Annotated in this window: 22 protein-coding genes; 15 read left to right on the forward strand and 7 right to left on the reverse strand. The window is 64.5% G+C overall.

The genetic code is table 11. The features are described from left to right. On the reverse strand, positions 1–1,194 hold the full coding sequence (gene coaBC, locus EP376_RS07745; protein WP_127654993.1) for a bifunctional phosphopantothenoylcysteine decarboxylase/phosphopantothenate--cysteine ligase CoaBC: 1,194 nt from the start codon (positions 1,192–1,194) through the stop codon (positions 1–3). A gap of 73 nt (positions 1,195–1,267) precedes the next feature. Beyond that, on the reverse strand, positions 1,268–2,146 hold the full coding sequence (locus EP376_RS07750; protein ID WP_127654994.1) for an RNA polymerase factor sigma-32: 879 nt from the start codon (positions 2,144–2,146) through the stop codon (positions 1,268–1,270). A gap of 103 nt (positions 2,147–2,249) precedes the next feature. Here EP376_RS07750 and cobU point away from each other — a divergent pair, with 103 nt between their 5' ends. The 4 genes from cobU (at position 2,250) to EP376_RS07770 (ending at position 5,681) form a co-directional block, all read left to right on the forward strand. Continuing rightward, positions 2,250–2,762, forward strand: a complete 513-nt coding sequence (cobU, locus tag EP376_RS07755) for a bifunctional adenosylcobinamide kinase/adenosylcobinamide-phosphate guanylyltransferase (RefSeq protein WP_238928691.1) — start codon at positions 2,250–2,252, stop codon at positions 2,760–2,762. Continuing rightward, entirely contained in the window at positions 2,759–3,331 is a 573-nt protein-coding gene (locus EP376_RS07760) for a histidine phosphatase family protein (RefSeq protein ID WP_127654996.1), read from the forward strand. Before cobU ends, EP376_RS07760 begins: the two co-directional genes overlap by 4 nt. A 58-nt stretch (positions 3,332–3,389) precedes the next feature. Further along, positions 3,390–4,100 (forward strand): glutathione S-transferase, encoded by a 711-nt coding sequence (locus EP376_RS07765; protein ID WP_203330975.1) that lies wholly within the window; start codon positions 3,390–3,392, stop codon positions 4,098–4,100. A gap of 75 nt (positions 4,101–4,175) precedes the next feature. Beyond that, a complete protein-coding gene (locus EP376_RS07770) occupies positions 4,176–5,681 on the forward strand; it encodes a YifB family Mg chelatase-like AAA ATPase (RefSeq protein ID WP_127654997.1) in 1,506 nt (501 codons plus the stop codon). Positions 5,682–5,690: 9 nt separating this feature from the next. Here the strand turns inward: EP376_RS07770 and gshB are convergent, their stop codons facing one another. From gshB to rsmI, 3 genes are all read right to left on the reverse strand, one after another. Then, positions 5,691–6,632, reverse strand: a complete 942-nt coding sequence (gshB, locus tag EP376_RS07775) for a glutathione synthase (protein ID WP_127654998.1) — start codon at positions 6,630–6,632, stop codon at positions 5,691–5,693. 84 nt (positions 6,633–6,716) lie between these two features. Next, complete coding sequence (locus EP376_RS07780; RefSeq protein WP_127654999.1) at positions 6,717–7,112, reverse strand: YraN family protein; 396 nt, start codon at positions 7,110–7,112, stop codon at positions 6,717–6,719. A gap of 35 nt (positions 7,113–7,147) precedes the next feature. Continuing rightward, entirely contained in the window at positions 7,148–8,008 is an 861-nt protein-coding gene (rsmI, locus tag EP376_RS07785; protein WP_127655000.1) for a 16S rRNA (cytidine(1402)-2'-O)-methyltransferase, read from the reverse strand. A 114-nt stretch (positions 8,009–8,122) separates the two neighbouring features. On the opposite strand from rsmI, the gene EP376_RS07790 reads away from it, so the two are divergent. Beyond that, positions 8,123–9,310, forward strand: a complete 1,188-nt coding sequence (locus tag EP376_RS07790) for a penicillin-binding protein activator (RefSeq protein WP_127655001.1) — start codon at positions 8,123–8,125, stop codon at positions 9,308–9,310. Then, positions 9,273–12,092, forward strand: coding sequence for a [protein-PII] uridylyltransferase (locus tag EP376_RS07795; protein WP_127655002.1), 2,820 nt, complete (start codon positions 9,273–9,275; stop codon positions 12,090–12,092). The genes EP376_RS07790 and EP376_RS07795 overlap by 38 nt, the downstream gene beginning before the upstream one ends. An 18-nt stretch (positions 12,093–12,110) precedes the next feature. Here EP376_RS07795 and EP376_RS07800 read toward each other — a convergent pair whose 3' ends face one another. Next, entirely contained in the window at positions 12,111–13,076 is a 966-nt protein-coding gene (locus EP376_RS07800; RefSeq protein WP_338068384.1) for an endonuclease/exonuclease/phosphatase family protein, read from the reverse strand. 60 nt (positions 13,077–13,136) lie between these two features. Here EP376_RS07800 and murJ point away from each other — a divergent pair, with 60 nt between their 5' ends. Further along, on the forward strand, positions 13,137–14,702 hold the full coding sequence (gene murJ, locus EP376_RS07805) for a murein biosynthesis integral membrane protein MurJ (protein WP_127655003.1): 1,566 nt from the start codon (positions 13,137–13,139) through the stop codon (positions 14,700–14,702). Here murJ and EP376_RS07810 read toward each other — a convergent pair whose 3' ends face one another. Then, positions 14,703–15,386: a rhomboid family intramembrane serine protease gene (locus EP376_RS07810; RefSeq protein WP_127655004.1), complete on the reverse strand. Its 684-nt coding sequence runs from the start codon at positions 15,384–15,386 to the stop codon at positions 14,703–14,705. 106 nt (positions 15,387–15,492) lie between these two features. Between EP376_RS07810 and trpS the strand changes: the two genes are divergently transcribed. From trpS to EP376_RS07850, 8 genes are all read left to right on the forward strand, one after another. After that, a complete protein-coding gene (gene trpS, locus EP376_RS07815; protein WP_127655005.1) occupies positions 15,493–16,512 on the forward strand; it encodes a tryptophan--tRNA ligase in 1,020 nt (339 codons plus the stop codon). Positions 16,513–16,763: 251 nt separating this feature from the next. Then, the gene (locus tag EP376_RS07820) at positions 16,764–17,639 is read left to right on the forward strand and encodes a branched-chain amino acid aminotransferase (RefSeq protein ID WP_127655006.1); all 876 of its coding nucleotides are present in this window, start codon (positions 16,764–16,766) and stop codon (positions 17,637–17,639) included. Beyond that, positions 17,636–18,691: a hypothetical protein gene (locus EP376_RS07825; RefSeq protein WP_127655007.1), complete on the forward strand. Its 1,056-nt coding sequence runs from the start codon at positions 17,636–17,638 to the stop codon at positions 18,689–18,691. The genes EP376_RS07820 and EP376_RS07825 overlap by 4 nt, the downstream gene beginning before the upstream one ends. Then, a complete protein-coding gene (locus tag EP376_RS07830; RefSeq protein ID WP_127655008.1) occupies positions 18,688–19,752 on the forward strand; it encodes an AbrB family transcriptional regulator in 1,065 nt (354 codons plus the stop codon). The genes EP376_RS07825 and EP376_RS07830 overlap by 4 nt, the downstream gene beginning before the upstream one ends. A gap of 70 nt (positions 19,753–19,822) precedes the next feature. Then, positions 19,823–20,278 carry a universal stress protein gene (locus EP376_RS07835; RefSeq protein ID WP_127655009.1) on the forward strand — a complete coding sequence of 152 codons (456 nt, stop codon included), beginning with the start codon at positions 19,823–19,825 and terminating at the stop codon, positions 20,276–20,278. A gap of 117 nt (positions 20,279–20,395) precedes the next feature. Beyond that, on the forward strand, positions 20,396–20,956 hold the full coding sequence (locus tag EP376_RS07840) for a NifU family protein (protein ID WP_127655010.1): 561 nt from the start codon (positions 20,396–20,398) through the stop codon (positions 20,954–20,956). 126 nt (positions 20,957–21,082) lie between these two features. After that, the gene (tsaB, locus tag EP376_RS07845) at positions 21,083–21,934 is read left to right on the forward strand and encodes a tRNA (adenosine(37)-N6)-threonylcarbamoyltransferase complex dimerization subunit type 1 TsaB (RefSeq protein WP_338068385.1); all 852 of its coding nucleotides are present in this window, start codon (positions 21,083–21,085) and stop codon (positions 21,932–21,934) included. Beyond that, the gene (locus EP376_RS07850; protein ID WP_338068386.1) at positions 21,852–22,184 is read left to right on the forward strand and encodes a GNAT family N-acetyltransferase; all 333 of its coding nucleotides are present in this window, start codon (positions 21,852–21,854) and stop codon (positions 22,182–22,184) included. The genes tsaB and EP376_RS07850 overlap by 83 nt, the downstream gene beginning before the upstream one ends. Positions 22,185–22,260: the final 76 nt, after the last annotated feature.

Consider the following 22,260-nt stretch of genomic DNA (forward strand, 5'->3'; position numbering starts at 1 on the left):
TCAGACCAGCGCCCCGGCAATACGCGCGGCGATCTTGCGGGCCACATCGTCCTTGCTCATCCGGGGCCAGCTTTCGGCGCCACCCTCGTCGATGATCGTCACGGCATTTTCCGCACCGCCCATGATCCCCGTCGCCGGAGAGACGTCATTGGCCACGATCCAGTCGCAGCCCTTGCGGTCGCGTTTCGCGGTCGCGTGTTCGACGACCTTCTCGGTCTCGGCAGCGAAACCCACGACAAGGGCCGGCCGGCCCTCGCCCTGCTGCGACACGGTCGCAAGAATGTCGGGGTTTTCCAGGAACTTGAGCGTGGGCAGGCCCGTTCCCGTCTTCTTGATCTTTTGCGTGGCTTCGCCATCGACGCGCCAATCGGCGACGGCAGCAGCAAAGACGGCCCCATCGGCGGGATGCGCGGCCATCACGGCCTCCAGCATCTGCTGGGCGGTCTGCACCCTGACGATCTCGACGCCCTCGGGGGGCGGAATATCGGCGGGGCCCGTCACAAAGACAACCTCGGCGCCCAGCGCAGACAAGGCGCGCGCGATCGCCGTGCCCTGCGCGCCGGACGACCGGTTCGCGATATATCGGACGGGATCGATGGGCTCGTGCGTCGGGCCGGACGTGACGATGATGCGTTTGCCGCGCAGCGGGCCATCGTTCAGCGCCGCACCGATCGCCTCGACGATTTCCAGCGGCTCGGCCATGCGGCCGGGGCCATATTCGCCGCAGGCCATGTCGCCTTCATTCGGGCCGACAGTCAGAATGCCGTCGCCCTGCAATGTCGCGAGGTTGCGCTGCGTTGCCGGGTGATCCCACATCCGCACATTCATCGCGGGTGCAATCAGCACCCGTTTGTCCGTCGCCATCAGCAGGGTGGACGCCAGATCATCGGCATGGCCGCCGGCCATCTTGGCCATCAGGTCGGCGGTCGCAGGCGCCACCACGACCAGATCGGCGGCACGGGACAATTCGATATGGCCCATTTCTGCCTCGTCGGTCAGATCGAAAAGATCGCGATAGACCTTCTGGCCGCACAGGGCCGACAAGCTCAGTGGGGTGACGAATTCAGCGCCGGCGCGCGTCAGAACCGGCGTGACACTGGCACCGCGTTCCCGCAACCGGCGCGCGAGGTCAAGCGACTTGAAGGCCGCGATCCCGCCACCCACGATCAGCAGTATTCTCTTGCCGGAAAGCATCGCCGCCTCGCCCTTGGTCCGGCGATGACCCTAGGGAGTTTGCCGGGCAAGAGCAATCTCGCCCGGCGCCCGTTCAGTTCAGGAAATTGAGCACTTCGCCCGACTGACCTTCGAGGTTCTTGCGCATCTTGCCAAAGGCCGCGGCCTCAAGCTGGCGCACACGCTCTTTCGACAGGCCCAGCTCGTTGCCGAGGCTTTCGAGGGTCCGGGGCTCTTCGCGCAGTTTGCGTTCCTGAACGATGAAACGTTCGCGCTCGTTCAGGGCCGACAGCGCATGAAGGAGCCATTCCCGCAGGGTCGCGTTGTCATGATCGTTCTCGACGGTCTCGGCGGCCTGCTGGCTGTCGTCCTCGAGCGCCTCGATCCATTCGCGGCCCTCGTCCTCGGTCGATTGCGTCGCGTTGAGCGAGAAGTCTGACCCGGACAGCCGGCCCTGCATCATCTCGACGTCATGCTCGGGGACGCCAAGCTCCTCGGCGATGAGGCGGCGCATCTCGTGGCTTTCGACCTGCCGCCCTTCGGCAGAGGCCTCACGCTCGATCCGGGCCTGAACCCTGCGCATGTTGAAGAACAGCGACTTCTGCGACGAGGTCGAGCCGGTGCGGACCATCGACCAGTTCCGCATCACGTAATCCTGGATCGACGCCTTGATCCACCACACGGCATAGGTAGAGAACCGGACACCGCGATCCGGATCGAACTTGTCCGCGGCCTTCATCAGGCCCAAAGACGCCTCCTGGATGAGATCATTCATCGGAGCGCCATAGCGACGAAACTTGGACGCCATGGAAATCGCGAGCCGCATGTACGCCGTGATGAGCCGGTGCAAGGCCGCCTCGTCGCGTTCATCGCGCCAGGCATAGGCCAGCCTCAGCTCTGTCTCCGCGTCGAGAAGTTCGGCCTTCATCGCCTTGCGCGACATGGTCTGATCTGAAACACCGTCGAATGCCATTTGCTTCCCCCTGATGTCTGGGACCCCTTTCGGGTCGTTTGTGAGTGTTACGGGGACAATGTGAAAACGGATCAAAAAACGGATGGTCGCTTTGCCGGGAAACATGCTTACCTTCGTCATCGGAGGCGCCAGTTCGGGAAAATCCGCCTATGCGGAAAAGCTGATGCTCGGGATGGCTGCGCGGCCCGTCTATATCGCGACGGCACAGGCCTTCGACGCCGAGATGGCCGAAAAGATTGCCCGCCACAAGGACGCCCGCGGGACGGGTTGGCACACGATCGAGGCGCCGGTCGATCTTGCCGGGGCGATCGACGGGGCAAGCGGGGCGGAGGGCATCCTGATCGATTGTGCGACACTTTGGCTCAGCAACCTGATGCTGGCCGAGGCCGACATCGACGCAGCCGAAGCAGAGGCTTTCGACGCGCTCGATCGTTGCGGCTGCCCTGTCGTGGTCGTGTCGAACGAGGTGGGTCAGGGCGTGGTGCCCGATACGCCGATGGGCCGGCGGTTCCGCATTATCCAGGGTGGGTTCAACCAGCGACTGGCCGCGCGGGCCGATCGGGTCGTGGCCGTGATGGCCGGGCTTCCCCTTGTGCTGAAGGGTGATCCCGCATGACGCGGCTTTGGCTCGTGCGCCATGCACCGACCCATGTGAAGGCGATGGTGGGCTGGTCGGATGTTCCGGCGGATACCTCGGACAGGGCGGCCTTCGAAAGGCTGGCCGCGCATCTGCCCGAGGCCCCCGTCGTGACCTCAGGCATGTTGCGCACCCGGCAGACGGCCGAGGCGCTCGACCTGCCGGGACGGCCGCTTCCCGAAGAGCCCGACCTGCGCGAGATCCATTTCGGGGTATGGGAGATGAAGGATTTCGACGAAGTCTCGGCCCAGGCCCCGGATCATATCCGCGCGTTCTGGGATCAGCCGGGTGATGTCGCACCGCCCGAAGGGGAAAGCTGGAACGCCTTTTCCAAAAGGGTCGACGGCGCGACGGACAAGCTGATTGCCGCGGGATATCCCGATCTGATCGTGATCTGCCATTTCGGCGTGATCCTGCGCCATGTCGAACGCGCGCTGAATATCCCGACGGTCGAGGCCTTTTCCCACAGGATCGACAATCTTTCCGTCACCGAAATCGAGGCCGCTTCGGGCGACTGGCTGGCCCATCGGATCAATCACGTTCCGTGATGGAGCACCTCACGAAGCATCGTTTTGCGCGGGTAGAAATGCGCCATAAGCTGGCCAAATGACTTATGAACTCCTGATTGGCCAACGGCTTTATTCCTCGTGGTCGCTGCGCGGCTGGCTCTGTTTCGATGCCTTCGACATCCCCTGCCGCGTCGAGACGGTCGAGATTTATTCAGACGGCTTTTCATCGCGCGTCGCGGATTTCGCCGGCGGCACCAGCGTTCCAGCGGTGATCACGCCCGAAGGGGGTCGTCTGACCGACACATTGGCGATTGCCTGGCATCTGGCCGAGGCCTTTCCCGATCGCGGGCTCTTGCCAGAGGCTCCCACCGAGCGCGCGATGGCGCGAAGCATGATCGCCGAGATGCATTCCGGGTTTGCCGCGTTGCGCCGCAGCTGCCCGATGGATCTGTCGCGGGCATGGATCGGATTTGTCCCCGACGCCGATGTCCGCGCCGATCTGGACCGGATCGAGGGGCTCTGGGCGGGCGCGCTCGACATCTCGGGCGGGCCGTTCCTGTTCGGGGCTTACACGCTGGCCGATGCCTTCTTCGCGCCAGTTGCCGCGCGGATCGCGGGCTTCGGGATCGAGGTTTCACCCTCCTCCTGGGACTATGTCGCCGCGCATCTCGATCACGCGTCCTTTCGCCGCTGGCGCGCGCTGGGACTGGCCGAGAACCGCTGGCTGAGCGTCTATGATCAACCGTTCGAGGCCGGGCCCTTCCCTGCGCCCGCATCGATTGCGGCCCGCGATGTCGAGACCCGTTAACCCTCTCTCACCGCTGTTAACCATTCGCTAACCACGCGGGCGATACACCGGACGCAAGAGTTAGCGGAGAGGGCGATGGGGTCGCAATCCTATACCGTCGCCTTCGAAGGCGTCGAGGCGCGGATCGTCGAGGTTCAATGCGCCGTCAGCCCCGGTGTGCCGGCTTTTTCGATCGTGGGGCTACCCGACAAGGCCGTGTCCGAAGCCCGCGAAAGGGTCAAGGCCGCGCTGAATGCCCTTGCGATCGCGCTTCCGTCCAAGCGGATCACCATCAACCTCGCGCCCGCCGACATGCCCAAGGAGGGATCGCATTTCGATCTGCCGATCGCGCTGGCCCTGCTGGCAGCCCTCGATATCGTTCCTCACGAGGAGGCGGCCCGCACGGTCGCGCTGGGGGAATTGTCGCTCGACGGAACGATTCAGCCTGTTCTGGGCGCCCTGCCCGCCGCCATGGCCGCCGCCGAAGAAGACCGCATGCTTCTGTGCCCCCGCGCCTGCGGCGCCGAGGCGGCATGGGTCGGCGCGGCCGAAGTCATTGGCGCGGGCAGCCTGTCGGAGGTGATCCGCCACTATACGGGCGCGCAGATCATCCTGCCCGCCGCGCCGGGCGAGATCACCGCCGATCCCGGCGCGCGCGACCTGCGCGACGTGAAGGGGCAGGAACGGGCCAAGCGCGCGTTGGAGATTGCCGCGGCAGGGCGTCACCACATGATGATGGTGGGCTCTCCCGGGTCGGGAAAATCGATGCTGGCGGCGCGTCTGCCGGGGCTCTTGCCGGAATTGTCACCGGCGGAGGCGCTGGAAACCTCGATGATCCATTCGCTTTCCGGCCTGATCGAGGATGGCGGGATCAGCCGCCTGCGGCCATTCCGCGAACCCCACCACACCGCGTCGATGGCCGCGATCGTGGGCGGCGGCCGGGGTGCGAAACCGGGGGAGATATCGCTGGCCCATAACGGGGTTCTGTTTCTTGACGAATTGCCGGAATTCTCACGCACGGTGCTCGAGACACTGCGCCAGCCGATCGAGACCGGCGAGGTGATGGTCGCGCGGGCGAATGCCCATATCCGCTATCCCTGCCGGTTCATGCTGATCGCAGCGGCCAATCCCTGCCGCTGCGGATATCTGGCCGATCCCGCCCGCGCCTGCGCCCGCGTTCCGCATTGCGGCGAGGATTACCTCGGGCGCATCTCCGGCCCGCTAATGGACCGGATCGACCTGCGGGTCGACGTGCCGCCCGTCTCTTATGCCGACCTCGATCTGCCGGCGTCGGGCGACGATTCCGCGACCGTTGCCGAACGGGTCGCTGCGGCCCGCGCGCGCCAAACCGAACGATATGGTGAGATGGGCCGGGTCCGGTTGAATTGCGACGCGGAAGGCGGCCTTCTGGAAGAGGTCGCGCGCCCCGACAGCGAAGGACGCGACCTGCTGACCCGCGCCGCCGACCGGTTCGGCCTGACGGCGCGCGGCTATCACCGGGTCATGAGAGTGGCGCGCACGATCGCCGATCTCGATGGCAGCGACGCGGTCCTGCGGCCCCATATCGCCGAGGCGATCAGCTACCGCGTGACCGGCGAATAGGCCTCTGCCCTATGCGCAACGGGCCTCGATCGCCTGCCAGATCTTTTCGGCCACGTTGATCCCATCAAAGCGTTCAAGCTCCTGGATCCCGGTGGGGGAGGTCACATTGATCTCGGTCAGCCACTGGCCGATCACATCGATCCCCACGAAAATCTGCCCCTTCTCCCGCAGAAGAGGACCGATCCGATCGCAAATCTCGCGGTCGCGGTCGCTCAGTGCGATCTTTTCCGGACGGCCACCAACATGCATGTTCGACCGTGTTTCACCGCTGGCGGGCACACGGTTGATCGCGCCGACGGGCTCCCCATCGACCAGGATCACGCGCTTGTCGCCGGCCGAGACGTCGGGCAGGAATTTCTGGACGATCAGGGGTTCGCGGTTGATGCCCGAGAACAACTCGTGCAGCGAGGCGAGGTTGCTGTCGGAATGGGCCAGCTTGAACACCCCCGCGCCACCATTGCCATACAGGGGCTTGAGAATGATGTCGCCATGCCTGTCGCGGAAGGCGCGCAGCGTGGCCAGATCGCGGGCGATCGCGGTGGGCGGCGTCAGGTCGGGGAAATCGAGGACCAGCAGCTTTTCGGGATAGTTCCTCACCCAGAACGGATCATTGACCACCAGCGTCTTGCCGCGCAGCCGATCCAGAAGATGGGTCGTGGTGATATAGCCCATGTCGAACGGCGGATCCTGACGCAGCCACACCACGTCGAAATCGGCCAGATCGACCTCGGTTTCGGGGCCGAGCGTCGCGTGATCGCCCTTGACCCGGCGCACCTCGAGCGGCCAGCCACGCGCCACGATCCGGCCCTCGACATAGGCGAGCCGGTCGGGCGTGTAGTAGAACAGGGAATGCCCGCGGGCCTGCGCCTCTTCGGCGATGCGGAACGTGCTGTCGGCCTCGATGTCGATCGGGCCGATCGGATCCATCTGGATGGCAACGGAAAGCGGCATGAAGGTCCCCTTCTGGGCAGGTCTGATGCTGCCCTAGATGGCCCAAGGCCCCGCCCGTTGCAATCCTGCCCGACGCGGCATCCCTCAGTCGTGACCGATCGCGTTCTCCAGAATGCGGACCTGACCCGATTGGTTGACGAGGCCCACATCGAACCGCATCGGCGTCAGTTCACCCAAGGGCTCCGTCCCCGCGAATTCCGCGGCGGCGGCCAAAATGCGGGCGGCCTGACGCGGGGTGAGATGCCGGGCAGCACTGTCGAAGGAGCGGCTTTTCTTGACCTCGACGAAGATGAGTTCGTCCCCGTCACGCAGGACAAGGTCGATCTCTCCGCCCTGCCCGCGCCAGCGCCGCGCACAGACAGCGATGCCGCGCCGCGCATAGTCGCGTTCCACGATGTCCTCGGCGGCAAGGCCCGCCTGATATCCAACGCGGCCCCGGTCAACGCGCGATCTGTGCCTATGGTCCTGCTCGATTTGCATCCCCGAACCATGCGCGATCCGGAGTTAAGCGCGGCTTAATCCTTCTTCGAGAGTTCGAGCGCCATCTGATAGACATCGCGTCGGGGAACTCCCATCGCGCCGGCGACCATGTTGGCCGCATCCTTGACCCGCATCGTGCGCAACGCGTCTTTCAGGGCTGCGCGCAGATCGTCCTCGCCCGTGACCTCGGTTTCGCCTTTTCCCAAAACGATGACGTATTCACCCCGGGTCTGACCTTCCGCGAGTTGCGTGGCCAAGGTGCCGATCGGTCCGCGGATCACCTCTTCGAATTTCTTGGTCAGCTCCCGGCAGATCGCGGCAGGCCTGTCGGGGCCGAGGATCTCGGCCATCCGGGCGACTGTTGCCGCCACGCGATGGGGGGATTCGTAAATGACAAGCGTCATCGGCAAATCGCGCAATTCCGTGATTTCCCGGTCACGCTGCGTGGCCTGGGAAGACAGGAACCCGATGAAGGCGAACCGGTCGGTCGGAAGCCCCGCGACGGCGAGGGCGGCCAGCACGGCCGAGGCGCCGGGGGCCGCATGAACAGGCACCTCCGCCGCGATCGCCGACCGGGCAAGCGCATAGCCCGGATCGGCAACAAGCGGCGTGCCCGCCTCGGAGACATAGGCCACCGACTGGCCTTCGGACATGCGCGAAACAAGGTCATCGCGCACCGAGGGAGCGGAATGATCGTGATAGGCGACGAAGCGGCGCCCCTTGACCGCGACACCGTGGATTTCCATCAGTCTCCGGGCCGTTCTGGTATCTTCGGCCGCGACGATATCTGCGCCCGCCAGAACATCCAGGGCCCGCAGGGTGATATCGCGCGCCGTCCCGATCGGCGTCGAAACGAGATGCAGACCGGCGGAAACAGGCTTGGTTTCTGGAATCATATCTGGACCCGGGCTGCCTCCCGTTTATGATGCGGAAGTTGTGAACGGGCCTGAAGATGCCCGGTGGCGGGACAACAACGAGCCCGCTGCGTCACCTAAGGGGAGTGATTGTACATGTTTGCCCGATTGATTGGCCGCCGCAAGGTCACGGCCCGACTTTTCGCCGTTTTGTCGCTTGCGTGGATCAGTGCCTGTGCGCCCGTCCCGATTGCCGGGACCGGAGGCAACGAAGGCCCGCGTATCGACCCGGGCGCGCCGGTGCGCGTCGCGCTGATGGTGCCGGGCGGCACCGGGGATGCGACAAACGATTTCCTCGCCAAGACACTCGAGAACGCGGCCCGGCTGGCGATTTCGGATCTGCAGGGCGTCCAGATCGATCTGAGGGTCTACAACACAGGCCCCGATCCGCAGCAGGCGACCGATGCGGCGTTGCTGGCCCAGTCCGAAGGCGCGCAGATCCTGCTCGGCCCCCTGTTCGCCGATGCGGCCAATGCGGCAGGCCTTGCGGTTGCGAATTCCGGGATCAATGTTCTGGCCTTCTCGAACAATCCCACGATCGCCGGTGGCAACGTCTTCATCCTTGGGCCGACGTTCCGAAACACCGCGGCACGGCTCGTCAGCTATGGCCGGACCCAGGGGATCAACTCCTATGTGATCGCGCATTCCGATGATCTTCAGGGCAATATCGGCCGGGATTCGATCTCGGCCGCGATCAACCAGGCCGGTGCATCGCTCGCTCGGGTGGAAAGCTATCCCCTGAGCCAGGACGGTATCCTGTCTCGGGCCAGTTCGATCGCAGCAGCGGCCAATGCGTCGGGCGCGGACGCGATCTTTCTGACGGCAGGCGTCAACGCCGATCTTCCGATCCTTGCAACCGCGCTTCCCGAAGCCGGTCTGAACCCCGAGGTGGTGCGCTATGTGGGCCTGACCCGCTGGGATGTCGCACCGCAGGCGCTGGCCCTGCCGGGCCTGCAAGGCGGGCTTTTCGCGCTGCCCGACCGGAACATGGCGGCGAATTTCGCGGCCCGTTATGGTCAGGCCTTCGGCGAGGCGCCGCATCCTCTGGCAGGTCTCGCCTATGACGGGATCGCCGCTATCGGGGCGCTTGTCGCGCAGGGCAATGCGAATGCACTGACACGCTCGGCCCTGACGCAGGGACAAGGGTTCCAAGGCACAAACGGGATCTTCAGGCTCTTGCCAGATGGTACCAACGAACGCGGCCTCGCGGTTGCGACGATCCAGAATAACCAGGTGGTCATACTTGATGCAGCCCCTCGAAGCTTCGGCGGCGCCGGTTTCTGAAACCGGCCCCTCGGGCAACCCGCAAGACCTGTTCGCGCCGGATAGCCTGATCTGTCCGGCGCAGGACATTTTCGACACCGTTGCAACCGCGGCGGAGATCGAAGCAGCCCTTGCCGATACGTCCGATCCGGCCGAGATTCGCCGCGCCGTCGTGTCGATCATATCGCGGGCGCGCAAATCCGGCATGGCGGCAATCGCCGAGGCCTTTTCCGCGGATCCGACAACATCGCGACGCGCGACCAGCTCGTATTGCTGGCTCACCGACCGGATCGTCGAGACCGTATTCAACTGCGCAACGACGCGACTGCACCCGATCCATAATCCGACGCAGGGCGAACGGCTCGCCCTTGTGGCGGTGGGGGGCTACGGACGTGGCGAGATGGCGCCGTCATCCGATGTCGATCTGCTGTTCCTGACGCCCTACAAGGTGACGCCCTGGGCAGAAAGCGTCGTGGAGTCGATGCTCTACATGCTGTGGGACCTTCGGCTGAAGGTGGGGCACGCGACCCGGACGGTGAAGGATTGCCTGCGCCTTGCGGGCGAGGATTACACGATCCGGACCAGTCTGGTGGAATACCGATACCTGCTGGGCGACCGGGCTCTTGCGACGGAGCTGAAGGACCGGCTCCGCAAGGACCTTTTTGCCGCGTCGGCGGGCGATTTCATCGAAGCCAAACTTGCCGAGCGGGCGGAACGGCACCGCAAGCAAGGCGGCCAGCGCTATGTGGTCGAGCCCAACGTCAAGGAAGGCAAGGGTGGCCTGCGCGATCTGCAATCGCTCTACTGGATCGCGAAATACATCTATGGCGTCGAAAGTGCCGCCGAACTGGTGGGACAAGGCGTCTTCCGGCCCGACGAATACGACACGTTCCGCGAGGCGGAGGATTTCCTCTGGGCAGTCCGGTGTCACCTGCACCTGATCACGGGGCGCGCCACGGATCAGCTGACCTTCGACATGCAGGTCGAGGTGGCTGGCCGCATGGGCTATGCCGACAGCGGCGGGCGCCGCGCGGTCGAGCATTTCATGCAGGATTACTTCCGTCATGCCACGCGGGTGGGTGAACTTACGCGGATCTTCCTGACCGCACTCGAGGCCAATCACACCAAGTCGGAGCCGATGCTGACCCGGCTGTTCACCCGGCGCAAGAAGGCCAAGCCGCCCTACGCGATCAAGCAGAACAGGATCACGGTCGAGGACGAGAAGGAATTCCTGTCCGATCCGCTGAACCTTCTGCGCCTGTTCGAAGAGGCGCTGCGCACGGGCACGCTGATCCACCCGGATGCCATGCGTCTGCTGTCGGCCAACCTCGACCTGATCACGCCCGAGGTGCAGAACGACCCCGAGGCCAACAAGATATTCATCGGGCTGCTGCTGAAACACGGCAACCCCGAGCGCGCCCTCAGGCGGATGAACGAACTGGGGATTCTGCCGGCCTTCATCCCCGATTTCGCCCCGATCGTGGCGATGGTGCAATACAACATGTACCATTCCTACACCGTCGATGAGCATACGATTCAGTGCATCTCGAACCTCAGCCAGATCGAGAGGGAGGAACTGGTCGAGGAATTGCCGATTGCCAGCGGTATCCTGCGGGCCGGGATCAATCGCCGCGTGCTTTACGTGGCGCTGTTGTTGCACGACATCGGCAAGGGCAGGCCCGAGGACCACTCGATCGTGGGCGCCCGGATCGCACGCAGGCTCGGGCCCCGGCTGGGCCTGAACAAGAAGGAATGCGAAACGGTCGAATGGTTGATCCGCTATCACCTGTTGATGTCGGATATGGCCCAGAAACGCGACATCGCGGAGCCGCGCACCGTCCGCGACTTTGCCAAGGCAGTGAAAACCCGCGAACGGCTCGACCTGCTGACCGTGCTGACGGTCTGCGATATCCGGGGCGTCGGCCCGAATGTCTGGAACAACTGGAAGGCGGCACTTCTTCGCGCGCTGCATCGCGCAACGGTCCATGCGCTGGAAAACGGGCTTGAGGATATCAATCGCGAAGCGCGCGAGGTCGAAGCCAAGAAGGCCCTGCGTGATAGGCTCGAGGATTGGGATCCAAAGGATCTGCGGCAGGAGACGTCACGCCATTACGGCCCCTATTGGCAAGGCCTGCCGCTTGAGGCGCATGTGATCTTTGCCGGTCTTCTGAACGGGATCAGCGACACCGAAGTGCGCATCGACCTCAAGCTCGATCCTGACCGCGACGCGACGCGGGCCTGCTTTGCCATGGCCGATCATCCCGGGCTGTTCAGCAGGCTGACTGGCGCGCTGGCGCTGGTGGGTGCGAATATCGTGGATGCCCGGACCTATACATCCAAGGATGGGTTCGCGACCGCGATCTTCTGGATCCAGGACGCCGACGGCGCCCCGTTCGAGGAATCGCGCCTGCCGCGTCTGCGCAAGATGATCCAGCGCATCCTTGCCGGAGAGGTCATCGCCAAGGAGGCGCTCAAGGATCGCGACAAGATCAAGAAACGCGAGCGCGCTTTCCAAGTCCCCACGTCGATCACGTTCGACAATGACGGATCGGAGATCTACACGATCATCGAGGTCGACACGCGCGACCGCCCCGGCCTTCTGTATGATCTGACCCGCACGCTTGCCGATGCGCATGTCAACATCGCCTCGGCCGTCATCGCGACTTACGGCGAACAGGTCGTCGACACCTTCTATGTGAAGGACATGTTCGGCCTGAAATATCATGCGGAATCCAAACAGAAATCGCTTGAACGCAAGCTGCGTGATGCAATCTCGCGCGGGTCCGAACGGGCGCAGGAATAGGGCGGCGGGACACGCGCCTCAGCGCGGCAGCGACACATCCACCAGAACGGGATAGTGATCCGTCGGCCATTCGCCCTGAAACTGGCGGCGCAGAACAGCCGGCGGTTCGGGGAATGTCAGCGGCGGCGTCGCACCGATATGATCGATTGCGCCAAATAGGTTGATACCCCGATCGAAATGGTAGGTCGCCCCGTCAACCGGTGCGAATTCCAGACCGGCGCGGCTCAGTATCTCCTGTGTTTGTGAACCGTGGCGGGCATTGAGATCGCCCAGCAGGATCACCGGCAGGCCTTCGTCGAGGAATGGTTGCAACCTTTCCACCACGAGTTCCGCTGACAAGAGCCTGTTCGACCGGCTGGAATACTCGAAATGGACATTCATCACGAGGAATTCGGCGCCATTCGTCTCGCGGAACCTCGCCCATGAGGCGAAGGCCGGAAACGAGCCGTTGAAGGTTCGCGAATAGATCACGTCGGGCGTGTCGGAGAAGAAGAACCAGCCCTGATTCAGCATCGTCAGCCGGGCCGTCCTGTAAAGGATCGGCTGGGTGGACGGAAACATCGATGGATCCCCGACTGCGGCCGCCGCATAACCCGGGTTCTGATCCAGCAGGTAGGTCAATGTCAGGTTCTCAGAGCTTTGATGCCCGCCCCCAAAACTCTCCATTTCCTGAAACCCGATCACGTCGGCATCGACCGTCTTGAACGCCTCGTCGAGCGGCGCCTTGCGCCGTTCCCAGTCACCGAGCGACCACGGCCCCGTATCCCGACGCACCACGATGTAATGCACGTTATATGTCGCCACGCGCAGCGACCCAGGCGCCGGATCGGGAACCGGATCATCCCCTGAATTCGAGATATGCAGCGCACAGGCGACGACCGAAAGCAGGGCCACCAGAACGAAAAAACCGCGGAACAGCCGCCTGAGAAGAACCATCATGGCCCCGTGATAGCGGATCGGACGATCCAAGCCCATATTGGCCATAGAGCTTGGCTGTCGAGACGAGTAAGGTCTGCGTGAACGAGCAGGCAGGCCGGTAGGCACGTGAAACCCATTTCTCTGATTCGTGGATTCGTGACCGTGGGCGTCTGGACGCTGCTGTCACGGATCCTTGGCTTCGTGCGCGACATCATGATTGCCGCGTTTCTCGGCGCGGGTCCGGTGGCCGAGGCGTTTCTCATCGCCTTTTCGCTGCCCAACATGTTCCGCCGGTTTTTTGCCGAAGGCGCCTTCAACATGGCGTTCATCCCGATCTTTTCGAAGAAACTCGAAAAGAATGACGGCGCGGGCGAATTCGCGCGGGATGCCTTTGCCGGGATGGCGCTGCTGCTCACCGGCTTTACCGCGCTTGGCGTGATCTTCATGCCCGGGCTGGTCTGGCTGATGGCCAGTGGCTTTGCCGAGGACAATCGCTTCGACCTTGCGACGCAATATGGCCGGATCGCGTTTCCCTATATCCTGTTCATCTCGCTCTCGGCCCTGATCTCGGGCGTTCTGAACGCGACGGGGCGGTTCATGGCGGCGGCGGCGGCCCCGGTCCTGCTGAACGTGATCTTTATCACGGCCGTGATCGCGGCGATCCTGACCGGCGCGTCCGAGGCCGCGCATCCCGATCGGGTCATCGGCATGACGCTGGCCTGGGCCGTGCCCGTCGGCGGGATCGCCCAGTTGGCCCTTGTCTGGCTGGCCGCGCGTCGCGCCGGATATGATTTCAGGCCCCGACGTCCCCGTCTGACGCCCGACCTGAAACGACTTGCGGCAATCGCCGCCCCCGCCGCGCTGGCGGGCGGGGTGGTGCAGATCAACCTTCTGATCGGCCGGCAGGTCGCCAGCCATTTCGATGGCGCGGTCGCATGGCTCAGCTATGCCGACAGACTCTATCAACTGCCGCTGGGCGTCGTAGGGATCGCGATCGGTGTGGTCCTCTTGCCTGATCTGTCGCGCAGGTTGGGTGCAAACGACACTGCGGGCGGGCGCGACGCGTTCAACCGCGCGGCCGAAGTCACGCTTGCCCTGACGATCCCCGCCGCGGTCGCGCTGATCGCGATCCCGGTGCCGCTGGTGTCGGTCCTGTTCGAACGGGGCGCCTTTACCTCTGACGACACCGCGGCCACCGCTCTGGCCGTCGCGGTCTATGGGCTGGGGCTTCCGGCTTTTGTTCTGCAAAAGGTTCTGCAGCCGCTCTATTTCGCGCGCGAAGACACGAGGCGGCCGTTCTTTTTCGCCGTGGTGGCGATGCTGATCAACGCGGCCCTCGCCGTCGGGCTGGCCTCGGTGATCGGCTATCTTGGTGCGGCCTTCGGCACGACGCTCGCAGCCTGGGCGATGGTCGTGCTGCTTTGGCGGGGGTCGCGGGGCATGGGGGATGCGGCGGTCCTGGACGATCGGTTCCGTCGCCGGTTCTGGCGCATCCTGGTGGCCTCGGCGGTCATGGGTGTCGTCGTCTGGTGGCTTGCCGCGGGCATGACGCTCCTGCTGGGCGCGGCCACGATCCGCTACGCCGCGCTCCTGTTCCTGGTCGTCGTCGGCATCGTCACCTATTTCGGGGTCGGCCAGCTTGTGGGCGCGTTCCAGATCTCGGAATTCCGATCGGCCATGCGTCGGCGCTGATCACCCGCGCTGGCGCAATCGGGCCAAGAGCGCGGGCCAGCCGCCGGGCGCCACCATCGGGCACAGGATCAGGCCGGTGACAAATCCGGTGACATCGGCGATCCAGGTCGGGCTGCCCCCGAAGAGAAGCCCGAACAAAAGCTGCAGGAACAGCAGGAACCCGATCAGGCGGAACGCCATCCACTGGTTCTTGCCCGCCTGCCCCAGCCGCAGCCAGAGCAGATAGGTAAAGGCCCCGATCAGGCCATAGATCGCGGGGTATGCCCCCACCAGCGTCAGGTTCGGGGTCACGACCCAGCCATAGACGAAAGCCCCCGCCACCGACGACGCGACAAACAAGGCGAGCACGCCGGCATAATGCACGGTTTCGCCCACGAATTTGCCCAGCGCCAGCAAGAGAGCCGCGGCAAACAGCGCATGGGTGAACGTCGCATGAACGAAAGCATAGGTCAGGAACCGGCGCCACAGGTCGGGATCGCGGGCCCCGCGTTCGATCGTGTATTCCCAGACCCGCGGCGAAAACCCGTAATCCGAGATGGCGTTGATCCGCCACCCGATCCCGGTTTCGCCGCCGAGGATCCCCCGATCGGCAAGGCTCAGGACAATCTCGATCCCGAAGAGCGCGACGGCAAGGATCACGACAACGGGCGGCAAGGGGTTCACCGGGCTGATATCGTCGTCCATCACACTCTCCTGCCTGCCTTGCCCCGCCGGTTGACGGGCCTTTGGCCTATGGGTATGCGAGCCGGGTTGCAAGTTCCAGAACCTTGGCATGAACGGAGCCAAAACCATGACCGCCCCGCAATTCACACCTCGCGTCTTTTCCGGGATCAAGCCCTCGGGCGGGCTTACCCTGGGCAATTATCTCGGCGCCATCAAGCGGTGGTCGGACATGCAGGACGACGGGTACGACAGCACGATCTATTGTGTCGTCGATCTGCACGCGATCACGGTCTGGCAGGACCCGGCCGATCTGCGCGATGCGACCTATGAGGTCGCGGCCGGTCTTCTGGCGTCGGGCATCGATCCGTCGCGGTCGATCCTGTTCAATCAAAGCCAGGTTCCAGAACATGCGGAGCTGGGATGGATATTCAACTGCGTGGCGCGCGTTGGCTGGATGAACCGGATGACCCAGTTCAAGGAAAAGGCTGGCAAGAATGCCGAAAAGCAAAGCCTTGGTCTTTATGCCTATCCGTCGCTGATGGCTGCAGACATCCTGTTGTATCATGCGACCCATGTGCCAGTGGGCGAAGATCAGAAGCAGCATGTCGAACTGACACGGGACATCGCGCAGAAGTTCAACAATGACTACGGCGTCGACTTCTTTCCGCTCACCGAGCCGGTCATCGAAGGCCCTGCAATGCGCGTGATGAACCTGCGCGATGGCACCAAGAAGATGTCGAAATCGGGCGAGTCGGACATGGAGCGGATCAACATGCTCGACGATGCCGACACGATCTCCAAAAAGTTCAAGAAGGCGCGCACCGATCCCGAGCCGCTGCCAGAGACGCTCGAGGGGCTGAAGGACCGCCCCGAGGCGCGCAACCTGGTCGATATCTATGCGGCCCTGTCCGACACCACGCCCGAGGCCGTCATCACCGAAAATGCCGGCGCGGGCTGGGGCCAGTTCAAACCGGCGCTCGCCGATCTGGCGGTGGCCAAGCTGGGCCCGATCTCGGACGAGATGCGCCGACTGATGGATGACAAGGCCGAGATCGAGCGGCTCCTGCGGACCGGTTCCGACAAGGCACGCGAGATCGCATCGCCCATCCTCAGGCGGACCTACGAGATCGTGGGCCTCGTCCGGTAACAAGACATCGGCGCCCGCCCCCGGGGCGGCGTCATACCGATGTTACGGGAATCGGTGAATGAGGCGAAGGTCCATGCCCCGGACCAGCCGGCGTCTCCCCAGTTACCGTGCCGGCATGACGGCTGGTCCGCACCCCACTGTCCCGCGTTGCGGGTGCGGACCATTTCCCGGCAAAGGTTGATCGCCGGGTCTGGACGTTGGCGCCGCCCTCGCCTAGCTTCGCCCGGTTCCCAAAGGGCAGGAGGCACGGGATGGCAACAGGCCAGAACATCCGCACCTATTTCGAGGGTAGCTGGATCGAGGGAGACGCCCCGATCATGCGGGCGGCCGACCACGGAAGCTGGCTGGGCAGCTCGGTGTTCGACGGAGCCCGCTGCGTCAACGGCCTTGTCCCCGACCTTGAACCCCATTGCGCGCGCGTCAACAGGTCAGCCGAGGCGCTGATGCTGCGGCCAACCGTCTCGACCGACGAGATGGTCGAGATCGTGAAAGAAGGGCTGGCTCTCTACCCCAAGGAAGCTGCGGTCTATATCCGGCCGATGTACTGGGGGATCAATGGCGACGTGACGGCCATCGTGCCGCAACCCGACGAGACGGGCTTCGCGATCTGTCTCGAGGAAATCCCGATGGCACCGACCGAGACCGCAGCCACGCTCGGCCGGACGAGGTTTCGCAGGCCCGTTCTCGAGGATGCGGTCGTCAATGCGAAGGCGGGCTGCCTGTATCCCAACAATGCGCGCATGCTGGTCGAGGCGCGATCGCGGGGCTTTACCAACGCACTTGTCGCCGATGCGATGGGCAATGTCGCCGAAACGGCGACGGCCAACATCTTCATGGTGCGCGACGGGGAGGTTTTCACGCCGATCCCCAACGGCACCTTTCTGGCCGGCATCACCCGGTCGCGACACATCGCGAACATGGCCGCCGATGGCATCGCCATTCATGAAACCGTCCTGTCGTTCGAGGATTTCGAAACGGCCGACGAAGTCTTCATGACCGGGAACATGAACAAGATCACCCCGATCAAGGCATTCGAAGACAACACCTATGATGTCGGCCCCAACGGCAATCCCATGACCCGCCGTCTGAGAGAGATGTACTGGGACTGGGCTGCCTCCACCGCGTGATCGCGCGGGCCGCGCGCCTTGCCCTGCGCACCGTGCCGACGGGGCTGAGCGTTCTGATCCTTGTCTGGGTCATCTCGACCAACCCCTTCGCCCGGCCGATCGCCGATGCGACGACTGATCAGGTGATGCGCTCTCTGGACCTTGCGATGCAGGGCACGGTGACAGGCGACTGGTTCGACAGGGAACTGGCATTGGCGCTGGACGCAAAGGACCTCGACCGGGTGGATATCGTCACCATATCGGCGACCGGGCAGGGCATCGCCCCCACGCCCGAGCAGGCCCGAGCCATCGATGCGCTGCGGGCCGAAGAGGGCGGCTTTCTGGCCCAGTCGCGCGATTGCCTGATCTGCATGGCCGATATCGAGGAGTGTCCGTCTGTCCGGCTGATCGCGATCTGCGCGATCCCGTTCGAGCTGACACCGGGCGGCGATATCAACGCGTTGCGCAGGGTCGCCGTCGATTATGCGGCCGGCGAGGATGTCGACCGGATCGAGCTGTCCCTCGCTCTTGTCGGATTGGGGGCGACGAGCCTCGTAATCGCCACGGGCGGCAGTTCCCTGACGATCAAGGCGGGCGCGACGGTGCTTCGGCTGGGGCGCAAGCTGGGCTCCCTGTCGCCGGCCTTTCTGGCGCGGCTGCGCGATCTGGCGGATATCCCGGTGCGCGTTTCCGCCGTCCCGGGTCTGATCTGGGGGACACGCACGTTGGACGATGTCACCGATACTGCACGTCTGGCCGCGCTGGGTGCCGTAGCCGCCGATATTGGCCACGTCGCGAGCCAGACCTCGCTGTCCGATACGATCCTGCTCTTGCGCCATGTGGACACGCCCGGGGATGCCACGCGGCTGGCGAAGCTCGCGGATGCCGCCGGCCCCGAGACCCGCCAGATCGTCGATGTCATCGGGCCGGGGCGTGCCATGCGCGCCACCCTCAGGCTGGCGGACGAGGCGATCGGCGCGGCCGTCGCGCTCTGGCTGGCCGCAGGGCAGCTTCTGGCTTCGCTCGGCGCGATGCTGGCCCGGCCCCTGTTGCGACGGATGATCCGGCCATGACGCATGACTGGCCCATCGCAGCCCGGCTCGCACTTCTCTTCGCGCTGACGGCGCTTGGCTCGGGCGTGGGCATCCTGATCAACCTGCCGGTTCCATTGCTGACGGGATCGGCACTGGCCACCACGATCGCCTGCCTGATCCGGCTGCCGGTGACCTTTCCGAACCGGCTGCGCGATGCGGTCTTTCTGGTCACCGGTGTGACGATCGGGGCGGGTGTCTCGCGCGAATCGCTGGCGGCCATCGTCACATGGCCTCTGGCCTTCGCTCTTCTGTGCCTCACGCTTCTGGCGATGATGGTGGTGGGGCAGAAGGCGCTGGCCTTCACGCTGGGAACAACCCGGGCCCCGGCCCTTCTGGCCAGCGCACCGGGTCATCTGAGTTTTGTCATCGCCTTGGGCGAGGAATCGCGGATCGACACGCGGCAGATCGCCATCGTCCAGACCGTGCGCGTCCTGTCCCTGACATTGATCGTGCCCTTCGCGGCGCGGATGGGCGGGATCGAGACGGGGATCGGCCTGACCCCGGTCGGCACGGACCCGGTCGAGATGAGCCTTGTGCTGACCGCGATCTGCATTGCGCTCGCCCTTGTGTTCAGCCCTGTGCTGCGCCGCATCCATGCGCCGGCCCCCCTGCTGTTGTCGGGCATGATCGTAGGGGCCATCGCCCGGGTATCGGACGTGGCGCCGGGCGGGCTTTCGCATTTCATCGCCTATCCGGCGCTGGCGCTGATCGGGGCGCTGATCGGATCGCGGTTCACCGGGATCACGTTCCGCGACCTGGGCCGCACCGGCCTGTCCGGACTGACGATCACCGTGATCACGGCGGGCTTTGCGGCGGTTGCCGCCGTCATTGCCGCGCCGATCGTGGACATGCCTCTGGCCCATGTTCTGGTCGCTTTCGCGCCGGGGGCGCTGGAAACCATGGCGGTGATGGGCGCCGCGCTTGGGGTCAATCCCGGTTTCGTGGCGGCCGCACATGTCCTGCGGCTTCTGTTTCTGTCGGTGGCGGTTCCGATCATGCTGTCCCGCGCCCGACGCCGCGATGCCGTCTCCACGGCATAGCAGGTGCAATGCCCGTTGCGGGACGCCCCCTCATCGGCCAGAGTGAGCTGTGCAGGAGTGTGGAGGGATCATGCGGAAATTCCTGGTCGTTCTGGATGACAGCAGGGAGTGCCTGAACGCGATGCGGTTCGCCGCCATGCGCGCGGCCCGGACCGGCGGCGGGGTTGCGATCCTGTCGATCATCCCGCCTGACGAATTCAACCACTGGATCGGCGTTGGTGAGGTCATGCGCGAGGAATCTCGGGAACGGATTCACGCCCATTACGAGGTCTTCGCCAAGTGGATGCGCGACAAGCAGGGGGTCGATCCCGAACTGGTGATCCGCGAGGGAGAAGCCGTCGACGAGATCATCGCCCATGTCGGCGAGGATTCCGAGATCGGCGTGCTGGTTCTGGGTGCCGGAACCGGCCGCAAGGGTCCCGGACCTCTCGTGACGCAGCTGACCAAGAATGCCGGCGCGCTTCCGATCCCGATCACGATCGTGCCGGGCGACCTGAGCAAGGAACGGCTCGAGGCGATCACCTGACAGGCACGGCTGCGGCGCTGGCTATTGACCCACGCTTAGTTTAGAATAGTTCCAAGTCTTGACGCAGCGCCGTCTCGGGCGCATATTAGTTTCCTGACAAAAACGCTAGGGCACCTCATGTTCATCCAGACCGAATCCACGCCGAACCCGGCCACGCTGAAGTTTCTGCCCGGTCAGACCGTTCTTGAAATGGGAACCGCTGATTTCGCCTCTGCCGAAGCTGCCGCCCCGTCCCCGCTGGCGCGGCGCATCTTTGCAGTCAACGGTGTCGAAGGGGTCTTTTTCGGGACCGATTTCGTCACGGTGACAAAGGCCGATGCGATCGACTGGGATCATATCAAGCCCGCCCTGCTGGGGGCGATCATGGAGCATTACCAGTCGGGCCAACCCGTCATCGAGGGTGAACAGGCGGCCTCTGGCCACGCCGATCACAGCGGCGAAGACGCCGAGATCGTCACCCAGATCAAGGAATTGCTCGACACGCGGGTCCGCCCGGCCGTGGCGCAGGACGGTGGCGACATCACCTTTCACGGCTTCGATCGCGGCGTCGTCTATCTGCATATGCAGGGGGCCTGCGCCGGTTGTCCATCGTCCACGCTGACGCTCAAGATGGGGATCGAGAACCTCTTGCGCCACTACATCCCAGAAGTGGTCGAGGTGCGGCCCGTCGCCGCCTGACCCTCTCGCGCTGAAACTCATGCCATGGGCCATCCGTCATCGGGTGGCCCTTTTCATGTCGGGGCCCCGGCACGGGAAGAACAGGTCCCGTTGCGCGGCGAGGCAAGTCCCGCCATAAGCCTGCGCATGATCCTCGCCTTCGACACTTCCGGCCAGTATTGCGCCGCGGCCTTGCTGCGCGGTGAGGACGTCATGTGCTCCGTGAGCGAAGACATGTCACGCGGTCAGGCCGAGCGGTTGATCCCGCTTCTCGAGGAGTGCCTCGCGACGGCCGGGGCAGAATGGAGCGGTCTGAATGCGCTCGCCGTAGGTATCGGGCCGGGAAACTTCACGGGAACGCGGATCGCAGTCTCGACAGCGCGGGGGCTGGCGCTGGCGCTTGGTATCCCTGCCGTGGGCGTCTCGATGTTCGAGGTGGTGGCGCTGGATCAGGACGCCGAGGCGTCTCTCGTTCTCCTGCCTGCCCCACGCGACCGGGCCTATGCGCAGCTCTTGATTCGAGGGGAGCCCGCCAGCGATCCCCTGCTGATCAATCCCTCGGAGCCGCCGGACGATCTGCCGATGGGCCGCGCCAAGACAGTCGTTGGCCACCGCGCATCTGAGCTTGCACGTCTTCTGGAACTGGATGCCATCGACGTGGAACCGACGAACATGCCTGACCGGGCCGACCGAATCGCCCGGGTGGCGGCACGGCGGCTATCGGACGGAACGGTCAGCGTCGGACGACCGGCCCCGCTCTATGTCCGGCCCGCAGACGCAGCGCCGCCATCGGACCCCCTCCGGTCATCCTCGACCCATGACGCCCGAGGCGATGTCAGAGCTGCATGGACGGGCCTTCGCTTCAGAACGGGGATGGTCGCCCGACGAGTTCGCGGCCCTCCTGTCAGGGCGCGGTGTGCATCTTGTCACCCGCGACGGTGCGTTCCTTCTGGGCCGCGCGATCGCGGGCGAGGCCGAGATACTGACACTGGCGACTGATCCGCGGTCCCGCCGCAAGGGATTGGCCCGGGCCATGTTGCGCGATTTCATGGACATAGCCCGTGACGCGGGCTGCGACCGGCTGTTCCTCGAGGTGGCGCGGGACAACGGACCGGCGCTTGCGCTCTATGCGGGCGAGGGCTTCGCCCGGATCGGTACACGGCGGGGATATTTCTCACGGGACGGGCGCGCGCCCGTCGATGCCATCATGATGGAACGCGTCATCGGCGCTGAAAGCGAGTGCGAATGATGAATACTTCCGCAAGGGCAGCCCCGTGACAGCCAAGAATCGGTTGACCCCCCTGCCCCACCATTGCCTTATTCAG

The sequence above is a fragment of the Alexandriicola marinus genome (assembly GCF_004000435.1).
In the GTDB taxonomy this organism is placed as follows: domain Bacteria; phylum Pseudomonadota; class Alphaproteobacteria; order Rhodobacterales; family Rhodobacteraceae; genus Alexandriicola; species Alexandriicola marinus.

Excerpts from the sequence above, each read along its gene's own strand:
- coaBC (WP_127654993.1), bottom strand. The coding sequence starts at position 1,194 with ATGCTTTCCGGCAAGAGAATACTGCTGATCGTGGGTGGCGGGATCGCG.
- EP376_RS07750 (WP_127654994.1), bottom strand. The coding sequence starts at position 2,146 with ATGGCATTCGACGGTGTTTCAGATCAGACCATGTCGCGCAAGGCGATG.
- cobU (WP_238928691.1), top strand. The coding sequence starts at position 2,250 with ATGCTTACCTTCGTCATCGGAGGCGCCAGTTCGGGAAAATCCGCCTAT.
- EP376_RS07760 (WP_127654996.1), top strand. The coding sequence starts at position 2,759 with ATGACGCGGCTTTGGCTCGTGCGCCATGCACCGACCCATGTGAAGGCG.
- EP376_RS07765 (WP_203330975.1), top strand. The coding sequence starts at position 3,390 with ATGACTTATGAACTCCTGATTGGCCAACGGCTTTATTCCTCGTGGTCG.
- EP376_RS07770 (WP_127654997.1), top strand. The coding sequence starts at position 4,176 with ATGGGGTCGCAATCCTATACCGTCGCCTTCGAAGGCGTCGAGGCGCGG.
- gshB (WP_127654998.1), bottom strand. The coding sequence starts at position 6,632 with ATGCCGCTTTCCGTTGCCATCCAGATGGATCCGATCGGCCCGATCGAC.
- EP376_RS07780 (WP_127654999.1), bottom strand. The coding sequence starts at position 7,112 with ATGCAAATCGAGCAGGACCATAGGCACAGATCGCGCGTTGACCGGGGC.
- rsmI (WP_127655000.1), bottom strand. The coding sequence starts at position 8,008 with ATGATTCCAGAAACCAAGCCTGTTTCCGCCGGTCTGCATCTCGTTTCG.
- EP376_RS07790 (WP_127655001.1), top strand. The coding sequence starts at position 8,123 with ATGTTTGCCCGATTGATTGGCCGCCGCAAGGTCACGGCCCGACTTTTC.
- EP376_RS07795 (WP_127655002.1), top strand. The coding sequence starts at position 9,273 with ATGCAGCCCCTCGAAGCTTCGGCGGCGCCGGTTTCTGAAACCGGCCCC.
- EP376_RS07800 (WP_338068384.1), bottom strand. The coding sequence starts at position 13,076 with ATGGCCAATATGGGCTTGGATCGTCCGATCCGCTATCACGGGGCCATG.
- EP376_RS07810 (WP_127655004.1), bottom strand. The coding sequence starts at position 15,386 with ATGGACGACGATATCAGCCCGGTGAACCCCTTGCCGCCCGTTGTCGTG.
- trpS (WP_127655005.1), top strand. The coding sequence starts at position 15,493 with ATGACCGCCCCGCAATTCACACCTCGCGTCTTTTCCGGGATCAAGCCC.
- EP376_RS07820 (WP_127655006.1), top strand. The coding sequence starts at position 16,764 with ATGGCAACAGGCCAGAACATCCGCACCTATTTCGAGGGTAGCTGGATC.
- EP376_RS07830 (WP_127655008.1), top strand. The coding sequence starts at position 18,688 with ATGACGCATGACTGGCCCATCGCAGCCCGGCTCGCACTTCTCTTCGCG.
- EP376_RS07835 (WP_127655009.1), top strand. The coding sequence starts at position 19,823 with ATGCGGAAATTCCTGGTCGTTCTGGATGACAGCAGGGAGTGCCTGAAC.
- EP376_RS07840 (WP_127655010.1), top strand. The coding sequence starts at position 20,396 with ATGTTCATCCAGACCGAATCCACGCCGAACCCGGCCACGCTGAAGTTT.
- tsaB (WP_338068385.1), top strand. The coding sequence starts at position 21,083 with ATGATCCTCGCCTTCGACACTTCCGGCCAGTATTGCGCCGCGGCCTTG.